General features: G+C 49.6%; 13 protein-coding genes. 3 read left to right on the top strand and 10 right to left on the bottom strand.

The window, feature by feature from the left end; translation table 11 throughout:
- Nucleotides 1–62: 62 nt before the first annotated feature.
- Together AC3ISQ_RS05275 and rof are read left to right on the top strand one after the other, a co-directional pair.
- Nucleotides 63–263 carry a YaeP family protein gene (locus AC3ISQ_RS05275; RefSeq protein WP_489351194.1) on the top strand — a complete coding sequence of 67 codons (201 nt, stop codon included), beginning with the start codon at nt 63–65 and terminating at the stop codon, nt 261–263.
- The gene (gene rof, locus AC3ISQ_RS05270) at nt 256–513 is read left to right on the top strand and encodes a Rho-binding antiterminator (RefSeq protein ID WP_489353139.1); all 258 of its coding nucleotides are present in this window, start codon (nt 256–258) and stop codon (nt 511–513) included. Before AC3ISQ_RS05275 ends, rof begins: the two co-directional genes overlap by 8 nt.
- A 51-nt stretch (nt 514–564) precedes the next feature.
- Here the strand turns inward: rof and AC3ISQ_RS05265 are convergent, their stop codons facing one another.
- The 8 genes from AC3ISQ_RS05265 to AC3ISQ_RS05230 form a co-directional block, all read right to left on the bottom strand.
- Nucleotides 565–882 carry a c-type cytochrome gene (locus AC3ISQ_RS05265; protein WP_489351192.1) on the bottom strand — a complete coding sequence of 106 codons (318 nt, stop codon included), beginning with the start codon at nt 880–882 and terminating at the stop codon, nt 565–567.
- Nucleotides 883–888: 6 nt separating this feature from the next.
- Nucleotides 889–2,208, bottom strand: coding sequence for a tRNA lysidine(34) synthetase TilS (gene tilS, locus AC3ISQ_RS05260; protein ID WP_489351190.1), 1,320 nt, complete (start codon nt 2,206–2,208; stop codon nt 889–891).
- A 56-nt stretch (nt 2,209–2,264) separates the two neighbouring features.
- Entirely contained in the window at nt 2,265–3,713 is a 1,449-nt protein-coding gene (gene dtpD, locus AC3ISQ_RS05255) for a dipeptide permease DtpD (protein WP_489351189.1), read from the bottom strand.
- A 64-nt stretch (nt 3,714–3,777) separates the two neighbouring features.
- Nucleotides 3,778–5,919 carry a lysine decarboxylase CadA gene (gene cadA / locus AC3ISQ_RS05250; protein ID WP_489351187.1) on the bottom strand — a complete coding sequence of 714 codons (2,142 nt, stop codon included), beginning with the start codon at nt 5,917–5,919 and terminating at the stop codon, nt 3,778–3,780.
- A gap of 95 nt (nt 5,920–6,014) precedes the next feature.
- Complete coding sequence (gene cadB, locus AC3ISQ_RS05245) at nt 6,015–7,358, bottom strand: cadaverine/lysine antiporter (RefSeq protein ID WP_489351186.1); 1,344 nt, start codon at nt 7,356–7,358, stop codon at nt 6,015–6,017.
- A gap of 366 nt (nt 7,359–7,724) precedes the next feature.
- On the bottom strand, nt 7,725–9,278 hold the full coding sequence (cadC, locus tag AC3ISQ_RS05240) for a lysine decarboxylation/transport transcriptional activator CadC (RefSeq protein ID WP_489351184.1): 1,554 nt from the start codon (nt 9,276–9,278) through the stop codon (nt 7,725–7,727).
- Between the two features lie 104 nt (nt 9,279–9,382).
- A complete protein-coding gene (locus AC3ISQ_RS05235) occupies nt 9,383–9,772 on the bottom strand; it encodes a VOC family protein (protein WP_489351182.1) in 390 nt (129 codons plus the stop codon).
- Nucleotides 9,773–9,888: 116 nt separating this feature from the next.
- Nucleotides 9,889–10,122: a glutaredoxin family protein gene (locus AC3ISQ_RS05230; protein WP_489351180.1), complete on the bottom strand. Its 234-nt coding sequence runs from the start codon at nt 10,120–10,122 to the stop codon at nt 9,889–9,891.
- A 148-nt stretch (nt 10,123–10,270) separates the two neighbouring features.
- On the opposite strand from AC3ISQ_RS05230, the gene AC3ISQ_RS05225 reads away from it, so the two are divergent.
- The gene (locus AC3ISQ_RS05225) at nt 10,271–10,813 is read left to right on the top strand and encodes a MarR family winged helix-turn-helix transcriptional regulator (protein ID WP_489353138.1); all 543 of its coding nucleotides are present in this window, start codon (nt 10,271–10,273) and stop codon (nt 10,811–10,813) included.
- Between the two features lie 3 nt (nt 10,814–10,816).
- Here AC3ISQ_RS05225 and AC3ISQ_RS05220 read toward each other — a convergent pair whose 3' ends face one another.
- Nucleotides 10,817–12,952, bottom strand: coding sequence for a lysine decarboxylase LdcC (locus AC3ISQ_RS05220; RefSeq protein ID WP_489351179.1), 2,136 nt, complete (start codon nt 12,950–12,952; stop codon nt 10,817–10,819).
- Between the two features lie 114 nt (nt 12,953–13,066).
- Nucleotides 13,067–14,026: an acetyl-CoA carboxylase carboxyl transferase subunit alpha gene (gene accA, locus AC3ISQ_RS05215; protein ID WP_489351177.1), complete on the bottom strand. Its 960-nt coding sequence runs from the start codon at nt 14,024–14,026 to the stop codon at nt 13,067–13,069.
- Nucleotides 14,027–14,032 lie beyond the last annotated feature (6 nt).

Below are 14,032 nucleotides of genomic sequence, written 5' to 3'. Positions count from 1 at the left end.
GTAAACCCGGAGTGTCTCTGCCTCATCGAATCATGACGCAGAGATTCTTAAGGGAGGAAACTGTGCAACAATACTGTGAGTTAGTACGTCGTTTTTATGCTGAGATAGGCAGTGGAGATCTTGGCTACGTGCCTGATGCACTAGCCTGTGTGCTGAAGGCATTGGACGAAGTGGCCGCGAATAGCGCCCTGCCGTCCTCCGTTAGGGAACAGGCGGCCTATGCCGCCGCTAACTTATTGGTGAGCGACTATGTTGATGAATGATGTGTACCAACCCATCAATTGCGATGACTATGACAACCTGGAACTCGCCTGTCAGCATAAACTTATTCTGAAGCTGGAGTTACGCGACGGAGAAGTGATCGAGGCTAAGGCTGTCGATCTGCTGCAAAAGAAACACGTTGAATATCTGACCATCGAACAAAATGGTGAACAACGCGATCTGCGCCTGGACCATATCAGTAGTTTCAGTCATCCGGAAATCGGTACCGTGGTGGTCAGTCTTTCCGACTGAATATGCGGTCACCCCATCCCAACAGGGCAGCCAGTGGCTGCCCTCGTCATTTTAAGGCTTCAAACTGGCGTAATAAGCCGCCAGATCGGCGATATCCTGATCGGACAAACCAGAAACATAAGCCTGCATCACTCCAGCTTGCCCTGCCGCACGTTCGCCTTTTTTATAGGCTTGCAATGCATGTTCCAAATACATGGCATTCTGCCCAGCCAGATTCGGGTACATTGGCACAGTCACTTTTCCCTCCATGCCATGGCAAGCCACACAGGTAGCCGTTTTGTTTTTACCTGCCGCCGCATCTCCTTCAGCCAACGCTGGTAAACTACATAGCCCGGCCAACATTACTATTGCGCTCACAAATTTCATCATTGCTCCTCAGGAGTGATTATTTTTATCCCAACGCACATACCACGGCTGCTCACCTTCTGCCACCCGTCCCGCTTCGGTAACAAACACGCCCAAGGCGGCGATGAGTTGTTCATCATAATAGATCAATGGGGTACGTTCACGCAGCCAAGGAGGAATACCGAATTCTTGCCACAACTTTTTAATCGAGCGTGAATGCGCACGGCCAACAATGCGGAAAGAACCTTGAGCGGTAAAACGAATACTAACCCGCTGTTGTGGCTGTGGAGCGCGCAAAGCAACGCCCTCGTTCCCTTGGTGCAAAGTCCCCAAACCATCAGGAAGCGACAAAGGGTTAGCAGACTGCCAATCGAGTTGTAAAATTCGGACATCCGCCATTAACGGCAGTAGATACAAACGTTGGCGAAAACGACGGATTTGATAATTGCCTAGCTGTAATTGCGGTTCAGCATCTTCGCGACTCAGCGCGATCTCATCCCACAACCGTTGCAATTGCTCGCGCGATGGCATGCTGTAATTAAACTGCGCGATCCAACGGCGTAACAGGGCAAAACGTCGGGTAGCAGAACAAGCCTGTAAACCATCAATCGCCAACGAGCACTCTGCATCCTGCAATGTTTGCAATTGCTCCGCCAGTAATTCGTCGAGTAATTGCTCCTGCTCGGCGCATAGGCTGGCGCTACGCGAGGTCGCACTCGCGAAGTGCGGCCAGCGTTGATTCAATAAAGGCAGGATCTGCAACCGCAGGAAATTACGGTCGAAGCGAGTGTCTTGATTGCTATCGTCATCAATCCATCTCAATTGATGTTCGTTCGTGTATTGTTCAAGTTGTTGACGGGAAACATCCAACAGCGGGCGCAATAACGGATTTTCGCCCAACGCAGATTGCGCAGCCATTGAGGAAAGCCCAGCAGGGCCGCTACCGCGCTTGAGCGCCAGCAATAGGGTTTCACACTGATCGTCGAGATGTTGCGCCGTTAGCAGAGCTTCACCTGGGTTCAAAGTGGCCGCCAATGCCGCATAGCGTGCAGCACGTGCCGCAGCTTCGATGCCACCGTTCTGACTATCGACTTGTACCCGCTGCACCACCAACGGAACCTGCCAATCAGCGCATTGTTGTTGGCAATGTGCTGCCCACGATTCTGCGTAGCGGCTTAAACCATGATGCACATGCACCGCCCGCAGTTGCAGCGCGGGTTGTTGTTGGCGGAGTTGCACCAATTGATGCAATAACACACTGGAGTCCAACCCGCCGCTAAACGCCACCAACAGTTGCCGGTGTGCGCCTAATTGTCGTTGAAGCTGGATGAGGAGTTGATTGGCTTTCATTTAACGGACTTAAAATACGTTACATGGCTGCACGTTAACCCTCCCCACCCAAGCAATCAAGCATTAACCACGCTGTTATTGCGGTGCACTAACAACCACCACAACCCCAACACGACCATCACCACGAAGGCACTGCCTGCCGCCCACCAACCGATCTCGGCAAACATCTTGCTGTAAGCTTGAATCGCCGTACCGGTGATCTCGCTTTCCGCCGTTTGTGTGGCAATGATCCCCGCTAAATAGTTGGCGATCGATCCCGTTGCCAGCATGTAGATCCCCGTCAATACGCCAGTCGCGCCGGGGATATTGACGCGAGTGATCTGCGCCATTGCTACCGGATCGATAAACAGCTCAGCAAAGCCCATCAGCGCCAAACCCGCGATCATCAGCCCCATGGAACCCTGTCCCCAGCGTGCATTCAAAGCCATCAGAGTAAAACCAGCGCCGATCAGCAATAGACCAAAAGCAAATTTACCCCAGATACGCAAAGTTCGATTGCCGCCTCCGTTGCCAGTCACCAGCCAAGCTAGCATCACGCCACCAAGCATCACCGCGAAAGCATTCACCGATTGGAACAATGCGGTCGGCACCGACCAACTAAACCATTGCCGATTAACAAAACGATCGATGAACAGGCTGATCGAACTACCCCCCTGTTGAGCGAACGCCCAAAACAAAGTGCCAAGCAGCATCAACAAAACGATCTGCCACAGAGCCCGACGTTGTTCACGATCGACACGTAACATGATACGCGCCACGATAATCACCGCGGCCACACAGACCAACGCCAGCAGATAACCCGCCAGACCGTGGATAAATAGGAAAGTGAAGAACAGAGGTGACAGCAGCAACGCAGCCAGTAACCAACACCAATGCGGCAAACTTAGCGTGGCAGCACGCATCTGTCGCACATTCACCCCACGGGTATGACTGAAGTGTTTACCGCCGAGCAGAAAAATGATAAGTCCGGCAAACATACCGATCCCCGCCAAAGCGAAACCCACGTGCCAACCATAACGCTGTGCCGCCAGTCCGCAGGCAATAGGTGCGAGGATCGAGCCAACATTACCGGCGGCATACAGTAAAGAGAAGCCCCCTTCCCGGCGCGGATCGTTCGGTTGATACAATTCGCCGAGCAAGCAGCTGATATTAGATTTGAACAGGCCGTAGCCACAGATAATGATTGCCAGCGCTAGATACAACGAGTTAGCGGAATCATTACCCAACCCCAGCACGACATGGCCGAGGGTCATCAACGCCGCACCCGCAATCACCGCGAATCGGTTACCTAGCAGGCGATCGGCCAACCAGCCACCGAGGATCGGCGTAACGTAAACCAATGAAGCATAAGCACTATAGAGATTAATGGCGTGACTATCGGAATAGCCTAGTTGGTGAGTGAGATAGAGGATTAGTAACGCACGCATGCCGTAAAAGCTGAAATATTCCCAAATTTGTATCGCTACGACAAAATAGATAGCGCGCGGTTGTGAGGGTGTTTTCATCGTACTCTCCCATCGGGCGGATAACGGTGAAGGGGAAGCGCACGCACTTCCCCTGTAGTGGTAATTATTTGCTGTTTTTCAGCACTTTCACTGTGTAACGCCCGTCAGCCTGACGATAGGCACCGTGAATGTCGGTTTCGAAGCCTGGGTAATGCGCGCCGATTTCGCACAACATTTGCAGGAACTCCAATACCGCACCACTTTCTTCAGTCAACATTTCACCCGGCATCACTAGTGGAACACCTGGAGGATATGGCAGGATCATATTGGCGTTGATCTTGCCGATCATGTCTTCCAAATACACTTCTTCCACTTCGCCGTGCAGCTCTTTTTGGAATGCATGGAATGGATTCATCACCATAGTTGGCAACACTTCGAATGCGCGGTACATCAGATCCGGCAGGTTGTGATGCTCGACCAGTTGGTGAATGTTCTGCGCCAAGTCCTGAATACGCATATTTTCATAGAATTCAGGCGCTTCTTTGTACAGAGAAGGCAGCATATTTTTCACCCGCAGGTTCAGATCGAACGCACGTTTGAAGTCGGTTAACCCACGCAACAGGCTGAGAGCTTTGGTTTTATCGATACCGATGCTGAACAGGAACAGTAGGTTGTAGGGACCGACTTTCTCAACGATGATGCCGTGCTCATCGAGATACTTCGCCACGATGCTAGCTGGAATACCGAACGGCAGCATCTCCCCCTCTTTGTTCATCCCTGGGGTCAGGATGGTCACTTTGATTGGGTCGAGGTACATGTGTTCGTTATCAATATCTTTGAAACCATGCCATGCACTGTCGGAACGCAACGGCCAGCATTCAGCCGCATCGATATGCTCTGGCTGCCACACGTCGAAGAACCAGCCTTCGGATTCAGTTTTCAGGCGTTTGATTTCTTTACGGAACTTGATCGCACGCTCAACAGAACCGTTAATCAGACGTTTACCGGCATTGCCTTTCATCATCGCTGCGGCGGTTTCGGTAGAAGCCACGATGCCATAGTGCGGTGAAGTGGTAGTGTGCATCATGTAGGCTTCATTGAAGGTTTCTTCGTTGATGTCGCCTTTTACGTGAATCATTGAAGCCTGTGAGAACGCCGCCAGCAGCTTATGAGTAGACTGAGTTTCATAAATCACTTTGCCTTCTACACGGCCACCGCTCATACCACATTTGCCTTGGTAGATCGGGTGGAAGTTGGTGTAAGGCACCCAAGCAGAATCGAAGTGAATTGATTTCACATCCAGAGTGTTTTTAATGAAATCAGTGTTATATAGCAGCCCGTCGTAAGTTGAGTTGGTGATAACCGCATGCACTGGCCAACTCGCGTTTTTAGTTTCTTTTACTCGTTTAGCGATAGTTTCACGTTGGAACTCGCTCTGTGGAATCCCACCCAAGATACCGTAAGCGTTACGGGTCGGACGGAAGTAAATCGGCGTGATGTCACTCATCATCATCAAATGAGTCAATGATTTGTGGCAGTTACGGTCGATCAGCACGGTGCTGCCTGCCGGGGCAGAATACATACCGACAATCTTGTTGGCGGTTGAAGTCCCGTTGGTCACCATGTAGCTGCGTTCAGCGTTAAACACACGAGAAATATACTCTTCGGCTTCTTTGTGTGGACCGGAGTGATCCAGCAATGAACCCAGTTCAGACACCGAAATACTGATGTCAGATTTCATGGTGTTAGCACCGAAGAAATCATAGAACAGGCTACCGACCGGGCTTTTCTGGAACGCTGTACCGCCCATGTGCCCTGGAGTACAGAAGGTATATTTCCCTTCACGCACGTATTTGAACAGCGCTTTGGTCAGCGGAGGCAGGATGGCGTCAATGTACTCGTCGGTATTTTGTTTGATCTTGGCAGCGATATCACTTGCAGCACCCAGCGCATATTCGAAGAAGCGAACCTGCATACGCAGATCGTTCAGGCTGACATCGAGAGTAGAATAGGTGTTGGCGAAAGCATAAAGAGGCATGTATTCGTTGAGTTCGCTGATTTCTTCACACAACTCAAGATTGTATTTATCCCAATCAAAAATCACGCCGCACAGCTGTGCATTGTTTTCGATCAGTTTCAGCAAATCTTCCCGGTCATTAGGATAGACGATGCGGAAGTTAAGGCTTTCTAAAGCCTTATGCAATTCACGGATTGGCTCTTCTTTGAAGTAGACACCCATGTGATTCATGATGGCGATAACGTTCATAAGCATTTCTCCAGGCAAAACAAGCCCCTTCCCATCACGGCGACAGGTCGGAAAGAAAGAGGCTGGGTAAAATCAGTAGGTCAGTGAACGCGGGATTAGTGCGCTTTGGCCGTGGCTTCGTCGTTGATGGTTGCGGCTTTGGCAGTCTGACGAGTATTCATTTTGCGAGCGTAGAACATCAGGATGATCAGGCTGACGATGAAGGTGCCGGACAGCTCGAACGAGCTAGCCCCCATCAGTGCGATGAAGCAGAAACAGCAGCCCAGAGTCGCGGCAATCAAGCTCAACAGGTTACGCACGTTGACACCTTCGAAGCGGATCAAGTCAACGCAAGAGTAGAAGTAAGGCAGCATGGTCAGCAGTACCGCAATGCCCGTCAACTCACCGAACAGGTCAGAGGCTTTACCCCCACTGGAGCTCATCATAGTGATTAACACCATCAGCGCAGTCATTTTGCAGCTCGCCAGCAGTAGGCCTTTTTTCGGCACGCCGTTTTTATCCAGCTCGCCATACACTTTCGGGAAGTTACCGTCGTTAGCGGCACGAACCCCAGCTTGACCGACCAGCATCATCCAAGAACCCAGTGAAGTCAGGCAGGCAAAGGCGGTGAAAGCAGAAACCATTGGCGCAGCCCAGCTACCCATGATGGTAGAGGCACTGATAGCGAATGGTGCACCGGAGGCGGCCATTTCAGCACCGGGGTACATACCACTCATGACTTGGGTCGCTGCGACGTAGATAATCCCTGCCAACGCGGTACCCAGCATGGTTGCCAGTGGCACGGTACGTTTTGGATTTTTCACCATACCGGTACTGACTGCGGCAGATTCCACCCCGATAAACGCCCACAAGCACAGCAGAATACTTTTGATAACGGCATGGAAATCCGTAGTACCAGAGGTATTCCAGTTAGCTTGGTAAGTCGCCATATCAAACCAGTGCCAACCGGCAGTGGCGGTAACAACAACCGGGATCAGCACCAACACCAAACCCAAGGTCGTCAAACGGCTAACCCAAGAACCCCCGAGCAGGTTAATAAAGGTGAATATCCAAACAATAGCGATACAGGCGATACCGGCTGGAACGGGATTATTCAGTGCGGGGAAGAAAGTGGAGAGATAAGAAACTGCGGTAATACCGATAGCTAAGTTACCAATCCAGTTAGCATGGTAATAAAGCACACCAGTCTGGAAACCAAACGCCGGGGAAATTTCACCCGCATAAGCAATTGGCCCCCCTTGTTGTGGGTTTTTAGTGGCGAGACGCGCATAAACATAAGCCAACGACATTGCCCCAATAATAGAGACAACCCATCCCCAAATAGCAATGGAGCCGAGACTTGCTAGGTTCGCAGGTAATAATGCAATCCCACTCCCCATCATATTACCGGCGACCACACCGGTGCAGGCAATAAGCCCTATTTTCTTGGATGAAGCCATGGTCAGTTTCTCCTGATTGATAGTTCTTATAAGTACGCGTCAATAAGTAATAAGACTAATGACCCGACTCGATGATCAGGATGCTAATGATTGCTCTTGGTAAAGTCCTAAAGATAAGGTGAGATAATGGTCATGATCATACAAATGATAAGTTGAGTTTTTTCATTCACATATCAAGATGACAATTCAGTGTCATGAAAAGGTAAACATTCATTAAAAACAATACACTGAGTACGTTAGTGTGACATAACAATCGAAGAGAAATGGCTATTTAATGCCAACCAAAAATAACAAAAAAGAAACAATATGATATAAGTAAATAACACCACCAATATTATCAACAATACTGGTGGTGGCGTAGAGAGGTTATTTTTGTGTTTCGTAGTTATCTAGGTAGGGAACAACATTACTGATCGAGGTTTGGAAGAGACCATTTTTTATCCAATGCAAGGTATTTTCACCGGGACGTAAGTTGAAAGCGGTAATATAAGAATCTGCGGCCAAATGATTGTCGCCACGCATTTCATAGACTTTACCCAGCAAGACATAATTCATCCATGACATCTGCATTTCGATACCTTTATTGATGGCGCGGTAAGCATCATCAATTCGCCCTTGGCTTAAAGCATCCACGGTAACTATCTGCTGCATGACTGGAGTATTGTTCAACTCTGGGATCGACTCCAGATGAACCAGCGCTTTACGTAATTCAGATAATTGCTGAGCATCAAAAGGCTGATAAGAATTACGCAATAGTTCCACCAACACTTTTTCTGCGGAACTATAAACAAAATCAGGCGAGTTCTTTATCAGGTTGTCGAGTAAATCACTGGCCCGGTTTAACGAGTCGTTATCCCCCTGAAGCAGCAACTGATGCGCCTGATAATACTGTTGCAATGCCAAACCTTGTTTTGGCATCAACAGATCCAAGCGCTGTTCGAGCTGTAACGGCCAAGGTTGTTTCAATGCCACCGAAAGACTGCTTAAGAAATCACTCTGGATCTGCAACTGGTTATCAGTAGTAATAAAGTAGCGTTTATCCAACAAGATTGAGCTATCGGCGTTATCCACCAGTTTCACCGAGAGGAAGCATTGCTGGGCGCGATAGTGGCGTTGATTAACAAACTCGATGGTTAACGACTTACCGGACGAGCTAGGTCCTTTGTAGTTATAGTTGGTTTGATCGTGTACCAAGAAGGTCGAATAGGTATTCAGCGAATCCGAGATCAATTCGCTCAGCCCGACGACGTAAGAAAGCTGCGGCGTCCAGTTACTGCAACTATTACCGCCTTCAATACGAATATCGATATCGCGCGGATTGAGTAACATCGGCATAGTCGAAACCGGCACCCGGTTCGATAAAGCCGCAATACCGACGAATGTCACGATCACACTCAATGCGGTTAAAAATGCCAACCATACCCAGAAAGTAGAGCGCTGGTAGAAAGAAGGTTTAGCTGTGGCGGATGCGACAACCGCCGCTTTAGCTGACGGACGTGGCGGCACGTAAGCCTCTTCGTCTTCATCAGCGCCATCTTCCGGTTCATGCACCACCACCGCAACCTGAGGCAACGTAGGCGGTAGATCTTCGCCTTCTGCACACCACACCACCGCCGCAGCCAGTTTATAACCGCGCTTTGGTACCGTGATGATGTATTCTGGGCTGTCATTATCACCGTCTTTCAGGTACTTACGCAGTTCAGAAATACACTGTGTCACCACATGATTAGTGACAATATTACGTTTCCACACGTTATCGATCAGCTCGTCACGACTTAGAACCTCATCGGGATGCTGGGCAAAATAATACAGCATGTCGATTAAGCGCGGTTCTAGCGTCCGTTGACGCCCATCTCGGCTTATTTTGTTATCGGCCGGCGTAACCAGCCACTCTCCGACACGAAAAACAGGCTCTTGCATGATGAATAATAACTCTGAGGAAACTTGTGGCAGCGCGGGATAATACCATAACCATCCATAGGCTGGCGTGTTATGTCACAACCTCGCATTTTTAGCCTAAATAATTATTGCTCATATAATTCCAGTGGTAAGCCGTCTGGATCGCTGAAGAAAGTGAATCGGGATTGGGTATAAGGATCGACACGTATTGATTCACAGTTCACGCCCGCATTTTGCAGATGCGTAATCGCCTGCTCAATATCATCAACGCTGAACGCCAAATGGCGTAGGCCGCAGGCTTCTGGGCAGCTGACACGTGCCGGTGGTGTCGGGAAAGAAAACAGCTCAATGGTGTACTGACCGTTCAATGCCAGATCGGCCTTCCATGAATCACGTTCGGCACGATAAAACTCTTCTTGCAGAGTAAACCCCAGAATATCGCAGTAAAAATGTTTGCTTACGGCGTAATCCGAGCAGATAACCGCAATGTGATGTACTTGACGTAGCGCTAACATAATTTTCCCCCATGCACAGTTGAGGAAGAAAAATATCTCCCCTACCCACTGGCGTCAACGCAAAAAGCCCCGCTGATGAGAACGGGGCCACTGCAATAGAGGGAACAAATTGAGTCTTAAGCTTTCAGGTCAGCCAGTGCCGCCCCATAATTAATGTGCAACACTTGTCCATCTACCACCAATGCAGGAACACTTTGCACGCCGAACTTTTCTGCTTCAGCAATACGGTTCGGTTTTTCGCCCAAATGCACCACATCTACCTGCACATCTTTGCTTAACAGACCTAACAGCTGTTGTTCTGCACTCACACAAACCGGGCAACCCGCATGATAAAAAACGGCCTTAGTCATCGTAATTCTCCTTGATTCTGATGATAGTGGAGGTGACACCTCCTCATTTGGTTTCGATTCGAAACAAAAATCACAATAAGCCGCTCACCATCACTTGTCAATATAGTTTTTAATCGATACCATTATCTCAATTGACGAGGACACTATGCTGACACTGTTTGATCTACTGGAACGCCTGAATAGCCTGCAACGTAGCTGGTTACGCAACCATAGCGAACTGGATAACTTACCGCCGGTGCAACTGAGTGCGCTTTACTATCTGGCGCGCTGCAACCATTATTCCAATACGCCAATGGCGGTGGCGGAGTACCTCGGTTTGACCAAGGGAACGGTGTCACAGTCGTTGAAAAAGCTGGAGAGTAATGGGCTGATCGCCCGTACCGCAGATGAGAAAGATCGGCGCAGCGTTCGGTTACAACTCACCGAAACATCACGCCAATTGATGGCAGACCTGCTACCCCCGGCTTATTTGCAAGATGCACAACGGGCGATGGCGCAAGATGGGGATAATCTGTTGGCGTTGCTGACGCAATTGCTGCGTCAGCTCCAGAAACAAGGTAATGTCGCGCTGTTCGGTGAATGTCATCAGTGTCGCTATCACCAACACCGTAACGGCCAACCCTTTTGCGGCCTGACACAAGAGCCATTGCCGCACGACAGCATTAATCTGATCTGCCGTGAATTTGCTTAAGTCTTAAACCTTCAACACCGTTACCAAATAGCGACCGTCTTCGGTCAGTTTTGCACCGTGGATATCGGTAGCAAAACCGGGGTAACGCTCACCAATCGAGCAAAGCATCAGCAAGAAATCGAGCACCGCACGGCTTTCTTCTGTGATCATTTCCCCAGGCATCACCAATGGTACACCCGGCGGATAAGGCAGGATCATATTGGCGGCCACTTTACCAATTAGTTGGTCTATCTCACAGGTTTCTACGTTGCCCCGCACCTGTTGCTGGAACATCTGGTGTGGCGTCAGTTTCATTTCCGGCAGAACATCAAAGGCACGTTGCATCAAGTTCGGCAAATTGTGCTGGCAGATAAGTTGATGTATCCCCTGCGCTAAATCCTGAATACGCATATTACGATAAAAATCAGGATCTTCAGCGAACAGATCCGGCAGCATGTTTTTCACTCGCAGATTGAGATCGTAGGCACGTTTGAAATCGGTCAAACCACGCAGCAGACTCATCGCTTTGGTTTTATCAATGCCAATACTGAACAGGAATAGCAAGTTATAAGGGCCAGTTTTTTCAACCACAATGCCGCGTTCATCTAAGTATTTCGCCACCAGCGCCGCCGGAATGCCGCTGGTTTCTAATTCGCCCTGATCGTTCATTCCCGGCGTCAGGATGGTGACTTTGATCGGATCGAGGTACATATGATCGCGATCGGTCGCGCCAAAACCATGCCAATTATCATCCGGGTTCAATGACCAGCACTGTGCTTCATCGATTTCCTCTGGTTGCCAGATGTCGAAGAACCAGCTATCGCTTTCCTCACGCAGGCGCTGAATTTCACGACGGAAATGCAATGCTCGTTCCACCGAACGGTTGATCAAACGTCGGCCTGGATTACCACGCAACATAGCCGCAGCCGTCTCCATCGACGCAACGATGGCGTAATTTGGTGAGGTCGAGGTGTGCATCATGTAGGCTTCGTTAAAGGTCCCTTCGTCATAATCCCCTTTAATATGAATCATTGAAGCCTGCGAAAACGCCGCCAACAGTTTGTGGGTAGACTGGGTTTCATAAATCACCTTACCGGGAATACGTTCACCGCTCATGCCACTTTTACCATCATAGATCGGGTGGAAATTGGTATAAGGCACCCAAGCGGAGTCAAAATGGATCGACGGTACTTCCAACGTTTGTTTAATATAATCAGTGTTGTAAAGCAAACCATCGTAGGTCGAGTTGGTGATCACTGCATGTACCGGCCAACTGGCATTGGCCGTTTCAGCAACACGCTTGGCAATGCTATCGTGAGTAAATTCACGTTGAGGAATACAACCTAGAATACCGTAAGCATTGCGCAGCGGGCGCAAATAGATCGGCACAATATCGCTCATCATCAATAAATGACACAACGACTTGTGGCAATTGCGGTCGATCAAAACCGTACTCCCCGCTGGCGCCGAATACATCCCAACAATCTTGTTCGCGGTGGAAGTGCCGTTAGTCACCAGATAGCTCTGCTCGGCGTTAAAGGTTCGCGCGATATACTCTTCAGCCTCCAGATGCGGACCGGTATGATCGAGTAGCGAACCTAGCTCGGTGACCGAAATAGAGATGTCTGCTTTGAGCGTATTAGCACCAAAGAAGTCGTAGAACAGGCAACCTACCGGGCTTTTCTGGAACGCGGTGCCCGCCATGTGCCCCGGTGTACAGAAGGTATATTTCCCCTCTTTCACGTAGGTGAACAACGCCTTGGTCAGCGGTGGTGTAATGGTATCCATGTATTCTTCGGTATATTGCTGAATATGCAGGGCAATATCGTCCGCCGCGCTCAAAGCATATTCGAAGAAATACAATGCCATACGCATTTCATGTAGGTTAACGTCAAAAGTGGAATGCGTGTTGATGAAGGCGTACAACGGTAGGTATTCGTTCAGATCGTTGATTTCGCTACACAGCTCCAAACTGTATTCATCCCAATCAAAAACCACACCACAGATCCGGGCGTTATGCTCAATCAGCTTTAACAGATCGCTACTGCTCTTGGGATAAACTAGTTGGAATCCCATTGCCGCCAGCGCATCATGCAACTCACGGATTGGCTCGTCTTTGTAGTAAACACCCATCGGGCTCATGATGGCGATGATGTTCATTAGCGCTCCTTGTCAGTTAAGTCGGTTATAACAACATGAAAATACTGCGGTGTGTAGCCAAAAAAAAACCGCCCTCAAATGAGAGCGGTTAACGATTGGCTGACAGGATCAAACTCAGCAGTAGCCGTAGTTCATCAGACGCTGGTAGCGGCGGTTAAGCAGCTCTTCTTTGTTCAGACCATCAAGGTCTTTCAAATCAGCCAGCAACTGGGCTTTCAGGCTTGCCGCCATAGCTGGAACATCGCGGTGCGCGGAACCCAATGGCTCTGGGATCACCGAGTCAATCAGCTTCAGCTCTTTCAGACGCGGCGCGGTAATGCCCATGGCCTCTGCGGCGATTGGCGCTTTATCGGCGCTTTTCCACAGAATCGAGGCACAACCTTCCGGTGAAATGACTGAGTAAGTGCTGTATTGCAACATGTTCACTTTATCGCCCACACCGATAGCCAGTGCACCACCGGAACCCCCTTCACCGATAACGGTGCAGATCACGGGGATACCAAGACGCGACATCTCACGCAGGTTACGAGCGATAGCTTCAGACTGGCCACGTTCTTCAGCGCCCACGCCCGGATACGCACCCGGGGTGTCGATGAAGGTGATAAGCGGCATATTGAAGCGAGCGGCCATTTCCATCAAACGCAACGCTTTACGGTAGCCTTCTGGTGCTGGCATACCAAAGTTACGACGGATCTTCTCTTTGGTTTCACGACCTTTCTGATGACCAATGATCATCACCGGACGACCGTCCAGACGTGCGATACCACCGACAATCGCCTTATCGTCAGCATAGGCGCGATCGCCTGCCAACTCTTCGAAATCGGTAAAGATGTGTTTGATATAATCCAGGGTGTAAGGACGCTGTGGATGGCGTGCCAGTTGGGCAATCTGCCAAGCGCCCAGATCGGCAAAAATCTTGCGCGTCAGTTCTACGCTCTTCTCACGTAAGCGGCGAACTTCTTCGTCCAGATTAATATCTAATTTTTCGTCTTGACGGTTGACCGCGGTGAGCGAGTCAATTTTCGCTTCCAGCTCTGCGATCGGCTGTTCAAAATCAAGAAAATTCAGACTCATAACATT

The sequence above is a fragment of the Serratia sp. KH_031 genome (assembly GCF_057839655.1).
Note: the sequence above shows the minus strand (reverse complement) of the source record. Positions and strands in the feature narration are given on the sequence as shown.